Consider the following 22,968-nt stretch of genomic DNA (forward strand, 5'->3'; position numbering starts at 1 on the left):
GTACTTGACTGATGGCGAGAAATATACTATAGTGTTCCGTGAGAGAACTACTACAAAAAGATGAAAATGAGAACAGGTGAAAAAATGGAAGATAAATCATATATTGAACGCCTGATGGAATTTGGGCTTACAAGGCAGGAAGCAGGAATTTACGGCTGCCTGATCAGTGAAGGAAAGACGACAGGCTATGAAGTCGCAAAGCAGCTTGGAATATCCAGATCCAATGCGTATAATTCGCTTGCAAGTATGACTGAAAAAGGCGCGGCTTATCTGGTGGAAGAAGGAACAACAAAAAAATATGTATCTGTGCCATTGGACGAATTTTGCCGGAATAGAATCCGGAGGCTGGAAGAGTCCCAAAGATGGCTAAAGAAGCATATGCCATCTGAAAAAGATCATGTAGAAGGGTACATTACAATAGAAGGTTCTTCTAATATTTTGGATAAGATTCGTAATCTTCTGGCAAAAGCCGAAGAGAGAGTATACATTTCCTGTACAAGAAATTACCTGTTATTGTTCGTGGATGAGCTGGAAAGTCTGATCCGGGCTAAAAAGAAAGTCGTAATTGTGACAGATCAACCTGTGAATTTCAGAAATGCCAGAGTCTATATGGGAAACAATCGTGGAATGCAGATTGGTGTGATTACAGATTCTAGATATGTGCTGACCGGAGAGTATGGAGAAGGAAGTATTAATACATGCCTTTATTCCGGACAGAAAAATTTTGTAGAGTTATATAAAAGTGCTCTTAGTAATGAAATAAAACTTCTGGCAATACGAGAGGAGAACATGCAATGAAGAAAAAACCATTTGTAACAAAAGAACAACTGGATGAAATTATTAAAAAATATCCAACTCCATTTCATCTTTATGATGAGAAGGGAATTCGCAAGAATATGCAGGCACTAAAAGAAGCATTTGCATGGAATCCGGGGTATAAAGAGTATTTTGCAGTTAAAGCAACGCCGAATCCGTTTCTGATTGATATTTTGAGAGAGTATGGATGCGGATGTGACTGTTCTTCTTATACAGAACTTCTCCTTTCAGATGCAATGGGAGTAAAGGGAGAGGACATTATGTTTTCTTCCAATGACACACCGAGAGAAGAATATGAACTTGCACACAAGTTAGGAGCAATTATTAATCTGGATGATATTACGCATATTGATTTCCTTGAAGAGACAATTGGCGAGATTCCAGAAACGATCAGTTGCCGGTATAATCCGGGCGGACTGTTTAAGATTAGTAATGATATTATGGATAACCCGGGAGATGCCAAGTTTGGTATGACAACGGAGCAGCTTTTTGAAGCATTTAAGATTTTAAAAAGCAAAGGTGCGAAGGAATTTGGAATTCATGCCTTCCTTGCAAGTAATACTGTAACAAATGAATATTATCCGATGCTTGCAAAAGTATTATTTGAAGTGGCTGTAAAGCTTCAGAAAGAGGTAGGCATTCATATCAAATTTATTAATTTGTCAGGCGGTATCGGAATTCCGTATACACCAGATCAGGAGCCAAATGATATCCGTGCGATTGGAGACGGTGTGCGGGAAGTTTATAATGAGGTTCTTGTGCCTGAAGGCATGGGAGATGTAGCTCTTTATACAGAACTTGGAAGATTTATGTTGGGACCTTATGGCTGCCTTGTAACAAAAGCAATTCATGAGAAACACACCCATAAGGAATATATTGGGGTAGATGCATGCGCAGTAAATTTGATGCGTCCGGCTATGTATGGTGCATATCACCATATTACAGTCATGGGAAAAGAAGATGTGCCGTGTGATCACAAATATGATGTAACAGGTTCTCTTTGTGAGAATAATGATAAATTTGCAATTGACCGTATGCTTCCGAAGATTGATATGGGAGATGTTCTTGTGATTCATGATACAGGGGCACATGGATTTTCTATGGGATACAATTATAATGGAAAATTAAAATCCGCAGAGGTGCTCTTAAAAGAAGATGGAAGCACACAGCTTATCCGAAGAGCTGAAACACCAGCAGATTATTTCGCAACCTTTGATTGTTTTGATATTGGAAAAAAATTAATAAAATAAATGTTGTATTTCACGCAGTTGTGTGTTACAATTAATCTCAGCTTGAAAAAGCTGGGATATGCGGATGTGGCGGAATGGCAGACGCATCAGACTCAAAATCTGACGTAGGTGACTATGTACGGGTTCAAGTCCCGTCATCCGCAGTTGATTTATGAAAGGGCATCGAAGACTTAAAGTTTTCGGTGCTTTTCTGCTCTTGCACATTTATTAGATATTCATTATAATAAAATCGATGTTTTTAGAGGAACAAAAGAAGAAAGAATGAAATGACGAAAGGAATAAGATTATGGGATTTACAGTACAGGATATGCTTGATATGAAATTATTTCAGAAAGCGAATCTGCTCTGGGGCAAAGGTGGTATTGGCCAGGAAATCCGTGGTGTTACGATTATTGAATCTCCAGATATTGTTCGTTTTATCAGTGGTGGAGAGGTCCTTCTGACAGGATTGAATGCATTTCAGAATTGTTCCCCGGAAGAGTTCCGCAGTTATATCGCGGAGCTTGCAAAGAAAAAAGTAAGTGCACTTGTGATTAAGCAAGGAAGAACCGTAGACTTCATGGAGGAAAAGATGGCGGTCATACAGGAGTATGCTCAAAAGACAGAAATTCCTGTCATTGAGATTCCGTTTGAAATGCCATTTCGAGAAATTCTTAATACGATCATGGAGCATGTTTTTAGTGAGGAAGTTATCAGACTTAAGTATTTTAAGACAACTCATGATAATTTCACGGCACTGTCACTTTCCTTTCATTCCATGGAAAATGGAGTGCAGCGTATTGTAGACATTTTGTCAAAACTGATTGGAAACCCGGTGGCATTGTTTGATCAGAATCTGGAATGCCAGGCGACAACAGATACGAGAATCCGTGAATTTGAAATTCAGCCGGACGCAAAAGAATATTCTTTAGACTTCTATTCAAATTATAAATACCGGAAACAGGAAATTACATTGGAGGAAAAACCGGAAGAAAAGATCGGGCAGTATCTTGTGCGATTGAATGTTATGTATAATGCGAGAATGTATCTGGTTGTTACTGAAACAGAACATCCGGTCAACGGTATGGATTTTATTGCAGTTGAGAATGCAGTAACAGCGTTGAAGCAGGAATTGTTCCGTCAAAGTTCACTGGCAGATCTTGAGAAAAAGTTCCAGAGTGATATTATGAACAATATTTTGAATGGAAAGGTTCACTCAATTCAGGAACTTCGAAGGGATAGTTTCCTGCTTGGGATTTCTATGGATGCGTCCTACCGTATTATTGCGTTCAATCTCGGATATAGCTCAAATCGGGTCGATCTGAATGACACGGTGAAATACACGAATATATTGAACAATGCGATCGCTATTGAATTTCCGAATGTGAAGATTCAGAATGATATGGACAGAGTCATTGTGATCCAGGAAGTAGATCCGGCGAGAAAACAGGAAGAATATCGTCACGAATTGAAAGAAATAGTCATGAAGATCCAGAAGCGTGTGGCAAGTACGAAAAAAGATTTGAAAGTCTGTGCCGGAGTCGGACGAATGATAGAGGGGATTGAACATATTCCGAGCAGTTTTAAAGAGGCAACTGATTCACTGATGTTTATTGATATTCTTGGAGATGAAAATGAAGACAGTCAGTCCAAAATTATGATTTTCTCCGACATGGGAATTTTCAAACTGCTTTGTCAGCTCAGTGATGAGAAAGAAATGATGGAATATGTACCAGAATCTCTTCAAAAATTATATCATTACAAAAAACAGCAGCGTCAGGATCTGATCCTGACACTTAAGACTTATCTGGAACACAACCAGAATCTGACAAAGACAGCTCAGGACTTGTATATACATTATAAGACGGCGGCCTATCGTATTGAGAGGATTTCGCAGATCACAGGCATAGATTTTGATAACCCTAATGAAGTACTATCTGTCCGAATTGGCTTAGTTGCATGTAAAATGATGGAAAATTTAAAAAAATAGCAGTTTTTTGAGAAAGTAACAGAGATTTATCAGTTGTTGATAAATCTCTGTTATTTTTTTGTCCAATTATGCAGATGCGTATTGTTAAAAAAATATCTATAATATGAGACATAGAAAAACAAAGATTCACAAGGGAGGAGGAATTCGGATGAAAGCAAATATAAATCGTGTGGTTTCCAGATTAGAAGACATTTATCAGTGTGGTAAAAAAGAAGATGGAACGTACACGAGAATGGCATTCTCCGAAGAAGATGTAAAAGGAAGAGAACTTTTTGCATCTTGGGCAAAGCGCCTTGGCATGACATGCCATGTGGACGAAGCTGGTAACCTGATTGCTCATATGGATGGGCAGGATAATGATCTTCCGGCAATCATGATGGGTTCACATCTTGACACAGTTCCGGACGGAGGCCGATATGATGGAGTGACTGGCTGCGTTGGAGGATTGGAAGTATGTGAAGTGTTAAAGGAACATGGAAAAGTTCCGAAACACCCGATCGAGGTGATTGTGTTTACCGATGAAGAAGGATTCCGTTTTGGAAAAGGACTTCTGGGAAGTAGTTCACTTTGTGGACAGGACCCGGATGTAAGTGATGATGAGCTGGATATTTACGGTGAGCCACGAGGCGAAGTGATGAAATCATATGGAATCACAAGTGCAAATGTGATGAAAGCCAAAAGAGATCCAAAGACGGTACACAGTTTTATCGAACTTCATGTAGAACAGGGATCCAGACTTTATAAAGCACATACACCGGTCGGCGTTGTATCATCGATTGCAGGTGTGAACCGATATGATGTGACTGTAGCAGGTGAGGCAAATCATGCAGGAAGTACTGCGATGGCTGACAGAAAAGATGCACTCGTTGCTGCGGCTGGATTCATCAACAAGGTTCCGGAAATTGTAAAAGAGTATGGAAATGAATTTACTGTTGCAACAGTCGGAACCATTAAAGTTACACCACATTCCGTTAATGTAATTCCAGGAACTTGCACTTTCAGCCTGGAGATTCGTGACCAGAGCGCAGAAGTTATGAAACTGATCGAAAATCATCTCAGACAGCTTCTTGAGGATATCTGCAAAAAATATGGAGTTACGTCTACATTTGTTCCGACATCTTATCATGATCCGGCACCAATGTCGGAATTGGTAAGAGGAACGATAGAGGAAGCGGTAAAAGAGCTTGGAATTGATTATACAGTCATCCCAAGCGGTGCATTTCATGACTCCCTGATCATGACAAGCGTATTCCCGACAGGAATGATTTTCGTGCCTAGCAAAGACGGAATCAGTCATTCCAGATATGAATACACAGCACCAGAAGACATTGAGAACGGCTGCAATGTTTTGCTAAATACAGTTTTAAAACTGGATGAAAAATAAAAGTCGAAAGACATGATGCATTTTAAGGAAACCTAAAAAAAGAAAGGCAGGTAAAAAACTATGGCAAAGAAAAAAATTGGTATTATCGGTGGCGGAATCTCAGGAGCAGGACTTGCTTATCACTTAAGCCTCTACGAAGGAGAAGCTGATGTGACAGTATTTGAAAAGGACACAATCGGTGGAGCTTCTACAGCAAAATCAGCCGGAACTGTATGTCTTTTTGATGATTCCCTCAAGAACAGATACTGGGACGTTAGACTTTATGGTTTCGAGTCCTACCTGAAAATGGAAGAGGAAGAGAAAGGTTCAGCAGGATTTGATAAGACAGGAACTCTTGTAGTAGCAACAAATGAAGAAGTAGAGAAGGTTATTAAGACAGGAATCGCTCTTGCAAAAGCAGCAGGATATACAGGAGAGTATATTACAGATAAAGACCGTATCAAAGAAATCCTTCCAGACATTTCTACAGAAAATATTCTTGGAGCAGGATATACAGAGGATGACGGATATTTTGATGGAACAATGATTTCCAATACATATATGAAAAAAGCTCAGAAAAATGGCGTAACTGTAAAGACAGGCGTGAAAGTTACAGATGTTAAGATCGTAGATAACAAAGTAAAAGGTCTTACAACTGACGATGGAGCAGAGTATGAGTTTGATGTAGTTGTTGACTGTACAGGTCCATGGAGCAAAATTACAGGAGAAATGGTTGGACTGAACGTACCAATCTGGCATACAAAAGCGGAAGCATTCTTCTTATGCCCTCCAGGAAAGAAATTAGACTACACATTCCCAGTACTGAAATACCCAGAGTTCTATGCACTGAGAGCAGGAGACAACATTTTTATCTGCAAATCTCACTTATCTATGGATCTGAACAATCCGATGCATGCAGGACAGTGGGATCCAGACAAATTACCTGCAACAGGTGGAACAGACGATTACTTCATCGACTTCCTTCTGGATCAGTTGGATGCTAAGGTTCCGGGAATTGTAGACAGCGGACTTGTATCTTCCTGGTTATCCTACCGTGCAGAGCCAAAGGATTTCTGGCCGGTACTTGGTAAGACACCAGTAGAAGGATACATGCTTTCAACAGGATTTGGTGGAAATGGAGTCATCGAGGTTCCGGCAGCAACACGTGATCTTGCAAAACTGATCATGCGTGACGAGAGCACACCACTTCTTGAGAACTGGGCATTCGAGAGACTTCTTGAAGACTAATAAGCAAACGAAAGTTACCATTGAAAGTAACAGATGAAAGTAAAAATAATAGGAGGAAACTATGAATATAGCAGTTCTTATTAAGCAGGTTCCGGTATCCAACGATGTATCTGTAGACCCGGAAACACATGCACTTGTACGTGCAAGCTCTGAAGGAATGATTAATCCGGCAGATCTGAATGCCATTGAAGAAGCAATGCAGTTAAAAGAGCAGACAGACGGAAAAGTTGTAGTATTTACGATGGGACCACCGGATGCAGAAAAAGCATTGCGTGATGCGATGGCACTCGGATGTGACGAAAGCTGCCTGATCACAGATAGAGCAGTTGCAGGAGGAGATACCGTAGCAACAGCAAAAGTATTAGCAAAAGCAATTCAGTTATATGGCGAATTTGACCTGATCTTAGGAGGTGCCCTGTCAGCAGACGGGGCAACCGGACAGGTGGCAGCAATGGTTGCAGAAGAATTAAATCTTCCACATGTTGTAGAAATCCAGTCTGTAAAATATAAGGAAGATCAGGCAGGAAAAGTTGAAGTTGTAAAGAAAATGCACGATACAAGTTTCAGGATTGCCTGCGCTACACCGGCAGTATTATCTGTAAACTTTGGCTGCAATGAGCCAAGACTTGCAACACTTAGAAGTAAACGTGCGGCAAAATCAAAACCACTTGTTACCTATACAAATGCTGAACTTGGATTTGCAGCAGAGGAAATTGGAATCAAGGGATCACCGACAGTTACTGTTGATTCCTTCCAGCCGGAGACAAAGAGAAGTGCTAAGATGCTTACAGGTACACCGGCAGAACTTGCAAAACAGCTTTATGACCTGATTGAAGAGGAGAAAGGAAAGTAGACCTATGGCTAATGGAATTTGTGTTTATGCAGAAAGTTATAATGGTGAATTAGAGACGGTAGCTGCAGAACTGGTTTCAGCGGCAAAAGGTCTGGCTGAGACAACAAAAGAAAAAGTTCAGGCAATCGTTCTTTCCGACCATGCAGAAGAACTTGTAAAAGAATTAGATAAGCTTGGTGTAGATGAAATCTATGCAGTAAAAGCAGATCATGATATCACACTTCAGGATGATGCAGTCAGTGCTGCAATTGCTGAAATGTTAAAGAAAATCGAGCCATCCGCAGTGCTTGTTCCGGCAACACCACAGGGACGTTCTATTTTCTCAAGAGTAGCGATGCGTCTTGGTTGTGGTATGACTGCGGACTGTACAGAGGTTCTGGCTGCTCAGAGAGAAGACGGTTCTTTCTATATTAAACAGAACAAACCGTCCTACGGAGAAAATGTATTTGTTACAATTCTTACAAAAGAAGGTATTTATCCGCAGATGATGACAGTAAGACCTGGTGTCTATGCAGCCTGTGAGGCAAAAGAAAGCGGAAATGCAAATGTAACATTTTTGGATGATATCAAAATTGAAAAATCTGGAGTTGAGATTCTGGAAGAACTTCCGGCAGAAAATACAACAGACAGTATTCTCGGAGCAGAAGTTGTTGTTGTCGGAGGACGTGGAGTTCTGGAAGATGATAACTTTGAACTTCTTGAGAAATTTGCTGAGAAAGTCGGAGGAGCAATCGGAGGAACAAGACCAATGGTTGATTCAGAGATGATTCCGTTCAATCACCAGATTGGACAGACAGGACTTACAATCCGTCCGAAGATCTGTATCTCCTTTGGTGTGTCCGGAGCAATTCAGCATACAGAAGGAATCAAGGATACAAATTTATATGTTGCAGTCAATACAGACGAAAATGCTGCGATTTTTGGAGTTGCAGATTACGGAATCCAGGCAGATTTAAAAGAAATTCTGGAGAACTACCTGACACTGTAATATAAAGACAGAAATTACTTACCTCAATTTTAGAATATATGCATGCTTTAAAAGGCATGACAAAAAGGAAAGCTCATCGCCGGGCTTTCTTTTTTTGCCATCAGAGTCTTGAATGGAACAATTTGATAGAAATGTATCAAATTTAGCGTTATTTTATTTGTTTTGATAATATATAGCTTTTAAAAAAAACAGATTTGGTGTATAGTAATAAGGTAGTTTGTTTATTAACAAGGAGACTATATGAGCGAGAATACAAATAAAAAAATTGTGCTCATCGATGGGCACAGCATATTAAACAGGGCATTTTTCGGACTTCCGGATCTGACGAATTCCGAAGGACTTCATACGAATGCAATCTATGGATTTCTGACGATCATGTTCAAGATTCTGGATGAAGAAAAGCCGGATTATCTGACGGTCGCATTTGACGTGCATGCGCCGACATTCCGTCATAAGATGTATGACGCTTACAAAGGAACAAGAAAGCCGATGGCAGACGAACTGAGGCAGCAGGTTCCGGTTATTAAGGAAGTCCTTTGCTCTATGGGGATTAAGACTATAGAGTGTGCGGGATTGGAGGCTGACGATCTTCTTGGAACACTGTCCAGACGATGTGAAGAAGAAGGAATGGAAGTGTCCGTTATTTCCGGAGACAGAGATCTTCTGCAGCTTGCAACGCAACATGTTAAGATCCGCATTCCAAAGACAAAGCAGGGTCGTACTGAAGTGGAAGATTATTATGCGGCAGATGTGAAAGAACGTTATCAGGTGACACCGAAGGAGTTCATTGATCTGAAAGCGCTGATGGGCGACACGGCCGATAACATTCCAGGAGTTCCAAGCATCGGAGAAAAGACAGCGACCAAGATTATCACAGAATATCATTCAATCGAGAATGCATATGAACATGTGAGTGAACTGAAGCCGCCACGAGCGTCCAAGGCACTTGCTGAGCACTGGGATATGGCAGTTATGAGCAAGACACTTGCCACGATTGAGGTGCATGCGGATTTTCCGTATGAACTGTCTGAGGCGAAGCTTGGTAATATATTTACAGAAGAAGCATATGCATTTTTCCAGAAACTACAGTTTAAGAATCTTTTGTCCAAATTCGATGTTACTGCACCGGCAAATCAGGTGGAAGACGGATTTGAACAGATTACAGATTATAAGAAGGCAGAAAAAGTTCTGGATCAGGCAAAAGAATCCACATGTGTTGGAGCGGTAATCTTCCAGAATACGGAAAATGTACTTCCGCTTTTTGCAAATGAAGCGGCAATTGGCGGTATTGGTCTTTGCTTTGATGAAGAGCATGCATACTGTATTGAAGTGACTGAGCAGATTACAAAGGAATTCCTTCTTGAAAAGCTGAGTAAGCTGAATGAAAGTTGCGGACGTTTTGTCATGTTCGATATCAAAGAAGCTATGAAGTGGCTGCCAATCAAAAATCAGAAGCATTGCTTTGATGCAACGGTTGCGGCTTACCTTTTGAATCCGTTGAAGAATGATTACACATACGAAGATGTGGCAAGAGAGCAGCTTAATATTGTAATTGAAGAAAAGTCAGAAGCTTATGTGAAGGTTTGCTATGAAGCATATACAGCGTTTAAGGGCAGTGACTTGTTATACAAGAAGTTAGAAGAAACACAGATGCTGCATCTATTTGAAGATATTGAGATGCCGCTTGTATTTACTCTTTATGATATGGAAAGAAATGGGATCCGTGCTGAAGGTGAGGCGCTGAAAGTTTATAGCAGCCAGCTTGGCGGACGGATTAGTGAACTGGAAAAAGAAATTTACGAAATGGCAGGTGAATCGTTCAATATTAATTCACCAAAGCAGCTTGGCGTGATCCTTTTTGAAAAGCTTTTACTTCCGGGAAGTAAAAAGACGAAAAGTGGTTATTCCACTGCGGCAAGTGTGCTGGACAAGCTTGCACCGGATTATCCGATTGTAAGTAAAGTGCTGGAATACAGACAGCTTACAAAGCTAAAATCTACGTATGCAGATGGTCTGGTCAATTATATTGAAGAAGATGGACGAATCCACAGCAAGTTCAATCAGACAATTACAGCGACCGGACGGATCAGCAGTACGGAGCCGAATCTTCAGAATATTCCGGTCCGGGTAGAACTGGGACGGCTGATCCGGAAGGTATTTGTGCCGGAGGACGGATACATTTTTGTGGATGCCGATTATTCACAGATTGAACTTCGTGTGCTGGCACATTGTTCCGGTGACGCAAATCTGATCGAGGCTTACCGGGAAGAAAAGGATATTCATAGAATTACAGCTTCTCAGGTATTTCACATTCCTTTTGAAGAGGTAACTCCACTTCAAAGAAGAAATGCGAAAGCGGTCAATTTCGGTATTGTATATGGGATCAGTTCTTTTGGATTGTCTGAGGACTTGAGTATTGGCAGAAAAGAAGCTGCAAAATATATTGAAGATTACTTTAAGACATATCCGGGAATCAAGACATTTCTGGATGATACTGTGGCACATGCAAAAGAGATGGGGTATGTTGTGACATTGTTCGGAAGAAGACGTCCGGTTCCGGAACTTTCTTCCAGCAATTTTATGCAGCGTTCCTTCGGAGAGAGAGTGGCAATGAATGCACCAATCCAGGGAACCGCAGCAGATATTATGAAAATTGCCATGATCGGTGTGAACCGTAGACTGAAAGAGCAGAATCTGAAGTCCAGACTTGTACTTCAGGTACATGATGAACTTCTCATAGAAGCTTACAGACCAGAACTTCCGGAAGTAGAAAAAATCCTCCGGGAGGAGATGGAGCAGGCGGCATCCTTAGATGTACCGCTGGAGATAGATATGCACACAGGAGAAAACTGGTACGAAGCAAAGTAAGGGGTGGAGATTATGAAAATTATAGGTATTACTGGCGGAGTAGGAGCAGGAAAGACACAGATACTGGAATATTTAAGTGACAAATACGGAGCTTCCGTTTGTCAGACTGATAAGGTGGCAAAGAAATTGCAGAAAAAAGGCGGAATCTGTTACGATCCGATCGTAGAACATTTTGGTACAGAAATACTGGACGAAAAAGGGGAGCTTGACAGAAAGAAGCTTTCAGATATCGTGTTCGGTGATCCAAAAGAGTTAAATGTACTCAATGAGATCGTACACCCGGCGGTAAAAGAGGAAGTAAATAAAAAAATCAAAAAAGAAGAACGCAAGAACACGAATCTTCTGATTGTAGAATCGGCTGTTCTTGTAGAAGATCATTATAATGAGATCTGTGATGAGCTCTGGTATATATATGTGGAGGATGCAGTGCGCAGAAACCGTCTTTACTATTCCAGGGGATATGATAATAAGAAGATTGATGAGATTATTGCAGCACAGCTGCCAAAGGAGATGTTCCTGAAAGCCTGTGACCGTGTAATTGATAATAGTGGAATCTTTGCAGAGACAATGATCCAGATCGATCAGATTGTAAAGGAATTATAGACAGATCTCATACCTAAGATATACGGAAGGAATTTACATATATATGAGACTATGCAGTATTGCCAGCGGAAGCAGTGGCAATTGTATCTATACGGGAGGAGAGCATACACATCTTCTTGTAGATACAGGAATCAGCAAAAAAAGAGTAGAGGAAGGTCTGAAAGCTCTGGATATCAAGGGAGAGGAGCTTAGCGGGATTCTGATCACTCATGAACATATTGACCATGTGCAGGGTCTTGGCGTGTTCAGCAGAAAGTATGAAGTGCCGATCTATGCGACAAAAGGTACAATAGAAGGAATCAAAAAGATTTCCAGTATTGGAAAGATGCCGGAAGGATTATTCCATGAAATCCAGACGGATGAAACATTTACACTGGGTGAGCTGAAAGTAGAACCATTCAAAATCTCTCACGATGCAAATGAACCGTCCGGATACCGGATCGGTGACGGGAAAAAATCCGTTGCAGTCGCAACAGATCTTGGAAAGTATGACGATTATACCGTGGAACATTTGAAAAATCTGGACGCAATCGTGCTGGAGGCAAACCATGACTTAAAGATGTTGGAGGTCGGTCCATATCCATATCCGCTCAAACGAAGAGTGGCAGGAGACAAAGGACATTTATCAAATGAATTGTCAGGAAGGCTGTTATGTGATATATTACATGATAACCTGAAACATGTTGTTCTTGGACATCTCAGTAAAGAGAACAATTATGAAGAGCTTGCCTATGAGACGGTGAAGTTAGAGGTTACTTTGGGAGATAATCCATATAAAGGGGACGATTTCCCAATCACTGTTGCAAAGAGAAGCAGTGTGTCAGAGATTATTGATCTGTAACTGTTTTGTAAAAAAAACACTGGTCAAAAATGATTGATCGGTAACTGCCTTACAAAAAAGCATAGTGTCAGAAATTTTACTGACACGGAGATTACGAGGAGGAACACCATGAAGAAATGTATCATTACTGTAGTTGGAAAAGACAAGGTTGGAATTATTGCGGGAGTATGTCAGTATCTTTCTGATATTTCTGTAAACATATTAAATATTTCCCAGACAATCGTAGAGGGTTATTTTAATATGATGATGATTGTAGATTTCACAAATTGTACAAAAGAAATTGCAGTAGTTGTTAATGAGATGGAAGAACTCGGAAAAACAATTGGCGTAGATATCCACTGCCAGCGGGAAGATATCTTTGAAAAAATGCATCGTTTGTAATCTTGAATAAAGCGGAGGATTGGACATGATTAATTTTTACGAAGTAAATGAAACCCAGCAGATGATTGAACATGAGAACCTGGATGTGAGAACGATCACACTTGGGATCAGTCTTTTGGACTGTATTGATTCTAATCTGGATAAGTTGAATCAGAAAGTATATGAAAAGATTACAACAGTTGCAAAGGATCTGGTTGCGACAGGTAATCAGATTGAACAGGAGTACGGAATCCCAATTGTCAATAAACGTATTTCTGTAACTCCGATTTCATTGATCGGTGGTTCAGCATGCAAGAAACCGGAAGACTTTGTGGAAATTGCAAAGACATTGGATAGGGCAGCGAAAGAAGTCGGTGTGAATTTTATCGGTGGTTATTCTGCATTAGTGTCAAAGGCTATGACAAAAAGTGATGAGCTTTTAATCCATTCTGTTCCACAGGCGCTTGCCTGTACGGATCGGGTGTGCAGTTCTATTAATGTAGGATCTACAAAGACAGGTATCAACATGGACGCAGTCCGTCTCTGCGGAGAGATTGTAAAAGAAACTGCAGAAGCAACGAAAGACAACGATTCTCTTGGATGTGCAAAGCTTGTTATATTCTGTAATGCACCAGATGACAACCCATTTATGGCGGGGGCATTTCTTGGCGTGACAGAAGGCGATGCGGTAATCAATGTAGGAGTCAGCGGACCGGGGGTTGTAAAGCATGCCATTGAGCAGGTGCGTGGACAGGGGTTTGAAGAATTATGTGAGACAATCAAGAAAACCGCATTTAAGGTGACACGTGTCGGTCAGCTTGTAGCAGGAGAAGCGTCAAAACGTCTTGGTGTTCCGTTTGGAATTGTCGATTTGTCACTGGCACCTACTCCGGCGATAGGAGACAGTGTCGCTGAGATTCTGGAAGAAATCGGTCTGGAACGTGTCGGTGCACCTGGAACAACAGCAGCTCTTGCAATGCTGAATGACCAGGTGAAAAAAGGCGGTGTTATGGCATCCTCTTATGTAGGTGGACTTAGTGGCGCATTTATTCCGGTCAGTGAAGACCAGGGAATGATCGATGCGGTAACGATAGGTGCGCTGACAATGGAAAAATTAGAGGCCATGACTTGTGTATGCTCTGTAGGTCTGGACATGATCGCTATTCCGGGGAAGACGAAAGCATCTACGATTTCAGGAATTATTGCCGATGAGATGGCGATCGGAATGATCAATCAGAAAACAACAGCAGTACGTCTGATTCCTGTTATAGGAAAAGACGTTGGAGATACCGCTAAATTTGGCGGATTGTTAGGATATGCACCGATCATACCGGTGAATGAATATGACTGTAGCGCATTTGTGAGCAGAAAAGGAAGGATTCCGGCTCCGGTGCACAGCTTTAAGAATTAGGAGGAAATTGACAAGAATGGGAAAGGTAGCAATCGTTACAGACAGCAACAGTGGAATTACACAGGAGGAAGGTAAGAAATTAGGAATCCATATTCTTCCGATGCCATTCTATATTAATGGAGAATTATTCTATGAAGATATCACATTGTCCCAGGAAGAATTTTATAAAAAACTGGCAGAGGATGCAGAGATATCTACCTCACAGCCATCTCCTGGAGATGTGATGGATTTGTGGGAAGAGCTTTTGAAAAAATATGATGAAATCCTTTATATTCCGATGTCAAGTGGACTTAGCAGTTCCTGTGATACAGCCATGGGACTTGCTATGGAATTTGAAGGAAAAGTCCGTGTAGTAAATAATCAGAGGATTTCTGTTACTCAGAGACAGTCGGTTCTTGATGCGATTGAACTGGCAGAGAAAGGGATGTCTGTACAGAAAATCGAAGAAGTTCTGATGCGTGAAAAACTAGAGTCCAGTATCTATATTACAGTAGATACACTAAAGTACTTAAAAAAAGGTGGACGTATCACACCGGCAGCGGCAGCTATCGGTACTGTGTTGAATTTAAAACCGGTTCTTCAGATTCAAGGCGATAAGCTGGATGCCTTTTCGAAAGCGCGTGGATGGAAATCTGCAAAGAAGACGATGCTTGATGCAATGGAAAAAGATTTGAAAGAACGGTTTGCCGGAGAAGAAGTACATCTCGAGGCTGCCTATACATGTTCTGCTGAAGAAGCACAGGAATGGAAAGCAGAGATAGAGGCAAGATTCCCGGGATATGATGTGGTGATGAATCCGCTGTCACTGAGCGTATCATGTCATATTGGACCAGGGGCAAGGGCAATTGCCTGCAGTCGTAAAATTAAATTGTAATAAATGAAATTACAATTTTAATGTGTGGACTCATACAGGGAGGAAAACTATGGAGATTACTGTAAGAGAATTTCGAAGTGAAGATACGAAAGATGCAATTGCAATCTGGAATGAAGTTGTAGATCAGGGGAAAGCATTTCCACAGCTTGAGGATTTGGGAGTGGAAGACGGAGAAGCATTTTTTAAAGAGCAGTCTTATACAGGTATTGCGGTCAATGAAAATGATGAGATCGTGGGACTTTATATTCTTCACCCGAATAATATTGGCAGATGCGGACACATCTGTAATGCCAGCTATGCAGTAAAAAGTACCGTAAGAGGGCAAGGCGTTGGTAAGGCAATCGTGACGGACTGCCTGGGAAAAGCGAAGGAAATTGGATTTCGCGTTATACAGTTCAATGCAGTTGTAAAAAGTAATACAACTGCACTGAAGCTTTATCAGAAGCTTGGATTCACACAGCTTGGGACAATTCCGGGTGGATTCCTGAACAAAGATGGTGTGTACGAAGATATTATTGTGCACTATAAAGAACTGTAAGTGTTATAGATCAGGTTCACGGATAATGATAATATCGTTTAACTTTAAAATGGTATTTTTTGTGGAAGCACAGAAAGATCATCTCGTAGTACAAGAAATATGGTGATCTGCTGTGTTTCTTCCATTTCTGGGACGAAATCTCAAAATGAATTAACGAAGGAAGGGTAGTTATGAATCAGGTTAAAGTAACAGAGCGTGTACAAAAACAGTTGTTTGAATTACAGGATTTACAATATCGGGATTTTCAGGCAAAACTCTTGCCGACAATAGAGAAAGAAACGGTTATTGGTGTGCGAATGCCTGTGCTTCGCAAATTTGCAAAAGGATATGGAAAAACAGAAGAAGCAAAAGAATTCTTGAAAATTCTTCCACATCAGTATTATGATGAAAATAATCTGCACGGGCTTTTGATTGAACAGATTAAGGATTATGACAGATGTCTGGCAGAGCTGGAACGATTTTTACCATACATCGATAACTGGGCAACTTGTGATATGCTGGCAGTCAAAGTAATGAAAAATCATCTGGATACATTTATAGAAGAGATCTGCCACTGGATGAAATCAGACCGCACTTATACAATCCGATTTGGTATCGGTATGCTGATGCGTTATTATCTGGGAGACGAATTCCGGATCGAATATCCCAGGAAAGTAGCTTTGGTTCAGTCAGACGAATATTATGTGAATATGATGCGGGCATGGTATTTTGCAACCGCGCTCGCAAAGCAATATGATCAGATACTCCCATTTATTGAAGAGCGCAAACTTGATGTGTGGACACACAATAAGTCCATTCAAAAAGCTATTGAAAGCTATCGGATTACTCCAGAACAGAAAGTATATCTGAAAACGCTCAAAATATGAAGGTAATAGAATAAATGAAAAGAAGTAAGAAGATGAAAAATTTAAGTCAAAGAATAATCGAATATGTAATGAAAAGTAAAAAAAGAAAAGTATATTGTATTTTGGGTCTGGTCTACTTTCTGGCAGTTGTATTTGTTATGAATGATGCCTGGCTATATCAGACGCCAATTGCGAAACTTACGAAGGTTGAGACGCGGATGACCGGAGAAGGGAAAAGCACTCGTGGAACGAAGGAGAAAAAATACGAGCAGAACATTCAAGGAGTTGTTCTAAACGGGAAAAATAAAGGGAAAAAAGTTTCGTTTTCTCATGAATATACTTATACAGGCATGTTGAAGCAAGGATACCATAAAGGGGAAAAAGTTTTCCTGAATGGTTCCAAAGATGATGTTGGATCGGGAATACGAGGTGTAAAAAGGGATACTGAGATTGTCGTACTGCTTGGATTTTTACTTCTGCTTCTTCTTATTGTAACCGGAAGACATGGAGCATTGACTGTCGGGACAGTCATAATAAATCTAATTATATTTTTCGTGGGATTCTGGAAATGTGGAGACAGTTCGAATGTGTTATCGCTTTGTAACAAATTGGTAATACTTTTTGCAGCAGCTACTTTGATTGGGCTAAATGGAATTAATAGAAAAACATGGGCAGCATTGTTGTCCACATTGTGTGTGCTCGCAATGATTATGGGGATTTTTGATCTGGTAATGAGACATATGGAAGAACTGGATTACTCCACAATGGAATATCTTGGAAGCATTGATAATCCAGATGAAATGTTTCATGCAGAAATATTATTGTCCGGGTTGGGAGCTATTATGGATGTATCCGTTGCAATTTCTGTCGCTTTGAGTGAAATTGTCCGGAAAAAACCAGATGTAACATTTTTTGAATTGTTTAAATCAGGAAGAGAAATTGGATATGATATTATGGGGACGATGATTAATGTACTGTTATTTGTATTTGGCTGTGGACTTATTCCAATGTGTCTGATTCGGATGAATAACAGTGTGCGGTTCGTTACAATTATTAAACTTCATATTCCGTGTGAATTATGTCGATTTTTTGTTGAGAGTATTGGTATTGTATTGGCAATACCGGTATCGATTATTATAACATCTGTTATGATGAAAATGTCTGTAAAGAAGGTGAAAAAGATATGCTGATAATACTTGGATTGATTTTGATTAGCTTGATTGTAATTGTTGGAGGAGACAGAGGAGTTGTATCTTTAATTGCCCTGGTCGGGAATTTACTTCTGCTTAGCTTTGCAATCTGGCTTATGGCTGCAGGAGTACCGGTTCTATTTGTTACGGTTGGAGCGGGAATCGTGATATCCTGCATTACATTATTTTATCAAAATGGAACGAATGTAAAGACCTGGAGCGCATTTATTTCTGTGGCTATTACAATGCTGGTTTTATTTTTTGTCATTTATGTTGTAATATGGAGTACTGAGGCTGGTGGATTGAATGAAATCCAATCTGTTGGAGATGACATTTTATATTACAATATGGATTTGAATATCAGTATGCGAAATGTGATGGTTTCAGTTATTTTGCTCAGTACACTGGGGGCAATTCTCGACATGGCTCTGACAGTTACGACTTCTGTATATGAGGTGAAAAATCATAAATCCGAGATGAAATTTACAGAGCTTGTAGAAAGTGGAATGAAAATCGGAAGAGAAGTGATTGGAACAACGGTAAATACATTGCTGTTTGCATATCTTGGAGAATCACTATTGTTATTTACCTATTTGAAAATGCAAAATTATTCGTTGGAACTTTTGCTAAATTCAAAAATATTGTTTCAAAATTTTGCTTCTATGATTTTCGGTGCAATTGCCTGTGTAATGGTGATGCCGATTGCGGCAGTGCTAATGGCAAAAATGCTTGCTGTAAAATAGAAATTCAACTATACTGAAGAAAAGATTCTATTTTAAATGTAGGAGATAGGAAATGAAATCAATTTCTATTTATGCAGTGACAAGAAATCAGAACATAGGACAGTTACAAAAACTGGAACGGCAACTATCAGGAAGGGAGTATTTTCTGAAAATGCGTACATGGGAACTGGAGAGTATGAAATCTCTTGTCCGTGAACTGGAAGCGCATATGGATGAAGTATACGCCCTTCGTTTTTTTTATTCCTTCCAGATTCCGAGACTTGGAAAGGAATTTGATCTGCTTCAGATCAAGGACGAGCAGATTGTGAATATTGAACTGAAAAGTGGCGCAGTATCCGATGAGACGATCCGGAAGCAGTTGATTCAGAACCGTTATTATCTGTCTGTGCTGGGACGCCCGATTTATTCTTACACTTACATCAGCAGTCAGAACCGGCTTGTAAGGCTGACGAACCACGATCATATTGTGGAGGCCGACTGGCAGCAGTTGTGCGGACTCTTGAAAAATAAAAGTTCAGATTATGGTGGAGAGATTGAAGATTTATTTCAGGCAGAAATGTATCTGATTTCGCCTCTGACAGAACCTTTGAAATTTTTGCGAAAGGAATATTTCCTGACTTCCCAGCAAAGAGACATTAAGCGTCAGATTCTAAAAAGAATCCGAACAGAACATACTGGGTATTATAGTTTCAGTGGACTTCCGGGAACAGGAAAAACTCTGTTACTTTATGATATTGCCATGAAGTTATCACAGAAGCATAAAGTGTGCATGATTCACTGTGGTGAGGCCGGAAAAAAATGGGAGATTCTGCATGAACGATTACGACGGATCGACTTTTGGTCGGATAATCAGATAAAAAATCCAATAAACTTAGAAGATTACAACGCTATTCTTGTGGACGAAGCACATTTGCTCTCGGCAGAAAAATTAGAATTATTGCTGGAATGTGTGAAAGAACAGCCGGTTATATTTTCCAGTGATGTGGAAGATATGATATCCTCAAAAGAAATTGACAGAAGAGGTACGCACAGAATCGAACATTTGCCGGAAATACAGATTTTTCGCCTGACAAACCGGATCCGGGCCAATGCAGAGGTATCTTCTTTTATTCAGAATATGATGCATCTGCCAACTGGGAAAAGTCAGAAAGGCTACCCACATATTGAAGTCGTCTATGCAAATGATTCAATAGAAGCGGAAAAATTGATAAAGAATTACAAAAGTCAGGGGTATCAATATCGCAAAGAGCCCTATGATGCAAATGATAATACTACCGGACAAGAGCATGCAGAGTATCTGGCAGTGGTGCTTAATGACCAGTATTATTATGACGAAGAAGGGTATCTTAGATCCAATAAGCAGGGAAGAAAAGAAATGTCTGATGTCCGAAAACTTTTTCATTACTTGAATCAGGTAAAAGAAAGTCTGGCTTTGGTCATACTTGAAAATGAAGAGGTGTATGGCAGATTACTGAATTTGCTGCAGGGAAAATAAAATAGATTTTTCAGACAATAAAAAGAAAATCACACAAAATGTCACTGAAATGTTATAATCAAAATATGTATTAATTGATAAAAATATACTGTAATCTGGCTGAGACGAGACGCCAGATTGCAGGGTGTAAATAGGAGGAATATTATGGGATTAATAAAAGCAGCTCAAGCCGCAACAGGGACGGTCATGGCAGATCAGTGGAAGGAATTCTTCTATTGTGATTCTCTTGATAACGATACACTGCTTGTAAGAGGAAAAAAGCGCACAGGGAGCCGTTCCTCAAATACAAACGGTAACGACAACATCATTTCCAATGGTTCTGGAATTGCAGTGGCAGATGGTCAGTGTATGCTGATCGTTGATCAGGGGAAAATTGCGGAAGTTTGTGCGGAGCCGGGCGAGTATACATATGATACTTCTTCCGAACCAAGTATTTTTGCAGGAAATTTAAGTGACAGTATCAAGAATACATTCCTGACAATCGGAAAGAGATTCAGTTATGGCGGTGATACAGGAAAAGATCAGAGAGTCTACTATATCAACACAAAGGAAATCACAGATAACAAGTTTGGAACAGCTAATCCAGTCTGGTTCCGTGTGGTAGACAAACGCATCAACCTGGACAAAGATATTGAGATCCGCTGTAACGGAGTGTATTCCTTTAAAATTACAAATCCGCTTTTGTTTTACACAAGTCTTAGCGGAAATGTGACAGAATGTTATGAAAAAAGTGAGATCATGCCGCAGCTTAAGACGGAGTTCGTAGATGCGCTGCAGCCAGCATTTGCTAAGATTGCAGAGATGGAGATACGCCCAAGCCAGATTCCGGCACATGCCACCGAGATTGGTGACGCCATGAACGAGATTTTGACGAAAAAATGGTCTGAGATCCGTGGACTTTCTATTGTGTCTGTTGCATTTAATCCAGTCACACTCAAAGAAGAAGATGCTGAGGCAATCCGTCAGGCACAAAATACATCTATGTATACAGATCCAAGCATGATGGCAGCCACACTTGGTATGGCACAGGCAGAGGCAATGAAGAATGCGGCCAGCAATCCGAATGGTGCTATGATGGGATTTATGGGAATGAATATGGCGAGTGGCGGCATGAATATCCAGGGACTCTATGACCAGGGAGCCACTCAGAAACAGGCGCAGCAAGAGCAGCAGGTACAAAAAGAGCAGAATCAGGCAAATGGACAGAATCCACAGGCGGGTGAACCCCAAAATCTGAAAAACAAAGCAGCAGCCCCGGCAGCAGGTGGAGAAACATCGTCCTGGACTTGTTCCTGTGGTCAGCTCAACAATGGCAGATTCTGTATCGAGTGTGGTAAGCCAAAACCACAGGATGACGAAAGCTGGACTTGCAGTTGTGGAACGCTCAACAAAGGAAAATTCTGCATGGAGTGCGGCAAACCGAAACCACAGAAATTACACTATCGCTGCGATAAATGTGGCTGGGAACCGGAAGATCCTGCAAATCCTCCGAAATTCTGTCCGGAGTGCGGAGATCCGTTTACAGATGACGACAGAAGTTAACTCCCACAGAATTGCATAAAATGAGACTTTGTAAGGAGAAACATGAATGTCAGAGATAAAAGAATACAAATGTCCGGCATGTGGCGGTGCCATGGAATTTGACAGCAAAAGCCAGAAAATGAAGTGCCCGTACTGTGATACAGAGATCTCCGTGGACGAATATGAATCGTTGATCGCAAAGGCAGATCAGGTAGTTGCCGCAGATGCAGCATCAGATGTCGAGACAGAACAGAAGAAGGCCGAAAACTATACTGCACATGACTGGAATCAGGATGAGATTGATAATATGGTTGTCTATATCTGTCAGTCTTGTGGCGGTGAAATCACGACAGACAAAAATACAGGCGCTACAACTTGTCCGTTCTGCGGAAATCGTGTTGTTTTAAAAGGACAGTTTGAAGGAGCGTTAAAACCGGATTATGTCATTCCATTCAAATTAGATAAAAAAGCTGCAAAAGAAGCTTATTATAAGCATCTGACAGGAAAAGCATTTATCCCGTCTGTGTTCAGACAGGAGAATCATATAGATGAGATTGTAGGTTTATATGTTCCGTTCTGGGTATTCAATATCGAATCAGAAGCTGATATATCCTATGACGCAGAAAAAATCCGTGTCTGGAAGTCCGGGGATACCGAATATACAGAACACAAATATTATAAAATCCGCCGGGGAGGCACAATCTATTTTGAACATGTGCCAGAAGACGGTTCTGTAAAAATGGATGATGCATTGATGGAATCACTGGAGCCTTATGACTTTAAAGATGCTGTACCATTTAAATCTGCGTACCTGGCAGGTTATGTAGCCGACCGATACGATGTAGACCAAGATGAATGCATGAAACGGGCGAAAAAGAGAATCAGACGGAGTACGGAAGATTCTTTTCGGGAGACTGTCAACGGATATTATGCACTTTCTACGCAGAGCAGTACAGTAAATATCCGGGATTCCAAGACCGGTTATGCCATGTATCCGGTATGGCTTCTGAATACTACGTGGAAAGGACAGAAGTACACATTTGCCATGAACGGACAGAGTGGAAAGATTGTAGGAGATTTGCCGGCGGACGAAGGTGCATTCTGGAAATATGTAGGAACAAGAGGGATTCTTATCAGTGTGATCCTTTATATCATCATGATGGTTGTCATGTTTTTGTAGGAGGGTGGGAAT

20 protein-coding genes and 1 tRNA gene are annotated in these 22,968 nt (G+C 40.7%); all 21 read left to right on the forward strand.

The features are described from left to right. The first annotated feature begins 66 nt into the window (after window positions 1–66). Entirely contained in the window at window positions 67–798 is a 732-nt protein-coding gene (locus LI149_RS00390) for a TrmB family transcriptional regulator (RefSeq protein ID WP_005332555.1), read from the forward strand. Next, window positions 795–2,066 carry a diaminopimelate decarboxylase gene (locus LI149_RS00395; protein ID WP_173785738.1) on the forward strand — a complete coding sequence of 424 codons (1,272 nt, stop codon included), beginning with the start codon at window positions 795–797 and terminating at the stop codon, window positions 2,064–2,066. The genes LI149_RS00390 and LI149_RS00395 overlap by 4 nt, the downstream gene beginning before the upstream one ends. A 60-nt stretch (window positions 2,067–2,126) precedes the next feature. Next, window positions 2,127–2,209: transfer RNA gene (locus LI149_RS00400), tRNA-Leu, on the forward strand. Window positions 2,210–2,352: 143 nt separating this feature from the next. Continuing rightward, on the forward strand, window positions 2,353–4,035 hold the full coding sequence (locus tag LI149_RS00405; protein ID WP_227142861.1) for a PucR family transcriptional regulator: 1,683 nt from the start codon (window positions 2,353–2,355) through the stop codon (window positions 4,033–4,035). A 148-nt stretch (window positions 4,036–4,183) separates the two neighbouring features. Next, window positions 4,184–5,419, forward strand: a complete 1,236-nt coding sequence (locus tag LI149_RS00410) for a Zn-dependent hydrolase (RefSeq protein WP_040015436.1) — start codon at window positions 4,184–4,186, stop codon at window positions 5,417–5,419. A gap of 60 nt (window positions 5,420–5,479) precedes the next feature. Then, entirely contained in the window at window positions 5,480–6,646 is a 1,167-nt protein-coding gene (locus LI149_RS00415; protein ID WP_005332569.1) for an FAD-binding oxidoreductase, read from the forward strand. Between the two features lie 61 nt (window positions 6,647–6,707). Further along, entirely contained in the window at window positions 6,708–7,499 is a 792-nt protein-coding gene (locus LI149_RS00420; RefSeq protein WP_117494245.1) for an electron transfer flavoprotein subunit beta/FixA family protein, read from the forward strand. 4 nt (window positions 7,500–7,503) lie between these two features. Continuing rightward, a complete protein-coding gene (locus tag LI149_RS00425; RefSeq protein WP_227142862.1) occupies window positions 7,504–8,487 on the forward strand; it encodes an electron transfer flavoprotein subunit alpha/FixB family protein in 984 nt (327 codons plus the stop codon). 240 nt (window positions 8,488–8,727) lie between these two features. Further along, window positions 8,728–11,355 carry a DNA polymerase I gene (gene polA / locus LI149_RS00430; protein WP_117648915.1) on the forward strand — a complete coding sequence of 876 codons (2,628 nt, stop codon included), beginning with the start codon at window positions 8,728–8,730 and terminating at the stop codon, window positions 11,353–11,355. A 12-nt stretch (window positions 11,356–11,367) separates the two neighbouring features. After that, window positions 11,368–11,958: a dephospho-CoA kinase gene (gene coaE / locus LI149_RS00435; protein WP_005332574.1), complete on the forward strand. Its 591-nt coding sequence runs from the start codon at window positions 11,368–11,370 to the stop codon at window positions 11,956–11,958. A gap of 43 nt (window positions 11,959–12,001) precedes the next feature. After that, the gene (locus tag LI149_RS00440) at window positions 12,002–12,799 is read left to right on the forward strand and encodes an MBL fold metallo-hydrolase (protein ID WP_005336549.1); all 798 of its coding nucleotides are present in this window, start codon (window positions 12,002–12,004) and stop codon (window positions 12,797–12,799) included. Window positions 12,800–12,907: 108 nt separating this feature from the next. Next, on the forward strand, window positions 12,908–13,180 hold the full coding sequence (locus LI149_RS00445; protein WP_117612745.1) for an ACT domain-containing protein: 273 nt from the start codon (window positions 12,908–12,910) through the stop codon (window positions 13,178–13,180). Between the two features lie 25 nt (window positions 13,181–13,205). Further along, window positions 13,206–14,570, forward strand: coding sequence for a PFL family protein (locus LI149_RS00450; RefSeq protein WP_173785741.1), 1,365 nt, complete (start codon window positions 13,206–13,208; stop codon window positions 14,568–14,570). A 16-nt stretch (window positions 14,571–14,586) separates the two neighbouring features. Beyond that, entirely contained in the window at window positions 14,587–15,444 is an 858-nt protein-coding gene (locus LI149_RS00455) for a DegV family protein (protein ID WP_173785742.1), read from the forward strand. A 49-nt stretch (window positions 15,445–15,493) separates the two neighbouring features. Beyond that, window positions 15,494–15,982, forward strand: a complete 489-nt coding sequence (locus LI149_RS00460) for a GNAT family N-acetyltransferase (protein ID WP_168933071.1) — start codon at window positions 15,494–15,496, stop codon at window positions 15,980–15,982. Between the two features lie 170 nt (window positions 15,983–16,152). Next, window positions 16,153–16,848 carry a DNA alkylation repair protein gene (locus LI149_RS00465; protein ID WP_173785743.1) on the forward strand — a complete coding sequence of 232 codons (696 nt, stop codon included), beginning with the start codon at window positions 16,153–16,155 and terminating at the stop codon, window positions 16,846–16,848. A 68-nt stretch (window positions 16,849–16,916) separates the two neighbouring features. Beyond that, on the forward strand, window positions 16,917–18,017 hold the full coding sequence (locus LI149_RS00470) for a YibE/F family protein (RefSeq protein ID WP_173785770.1): 1,101 nt from the start codon (window positions 16,917–16,919) through the stop codon (window positions 18,015–18,017). After that, complete coding sequence (locus LI149_RS00475) at window positions 18,011–18,760, forward strand: YibE/F family protein (RefSeq protein ID WP_005332585.1); 750 nt, start codon at window positions 18,011–18,013, stop codon at window positions 18,758–18,760. Before LI149_RS00470 ends, LI149_RS00475 begins: the two co-directional genes overlap by 7 nt. Before the next feature lie 52 nt (window positions 18,761–18,812). After that, complete coding sequence (locus LI149_RS00480; protein WP_227078235.1) at window positions 18,813–20,255, forward strand: ATP-binding protein; 1,443 nt, start codon at window positions 18,813–18,815, stop codon at window positions 20,253–20,255. Window positions 20,256–20,399: 144 nt separating this feature from the next. Next, window positions 20,400–21,797 (forward strand): SPFH domain-containing protein, encoded by a 1,398-nt coding sequence (locus tag LI149_RS00485; protein ID WP_227078236.1) that lies wholly within the window; start codon window positions 20,400–20,402, stop codon window positions 21,795–21,797. 46 nt (window positions 21,798–21,843) lie between these two features. After that, the gene (locus LI149_RS00490; protein WP_168933077.1) at window positions 21,844–22,956 is read left to right on the forward strand and encodes a hypothetical protein; all 1,113 of its coding nucleotides are present in this window, start codon (window positions 21,844–21,846) and stop codon (window positions 22,954–22,956) included. The last annotated feature ends 12 nt before the right edge of the window (window positions 22,957–22,968 follow it).

It is taken from the genome of Dorea sp. 210702-DFI.3.17 (assembly GCF_020560825.1).
Lineage (GTDB): Bacteria > Bacillota > Clostridia > Lachnospirales > Lachnospiraceae > Dorea > Dorea formicigenerans.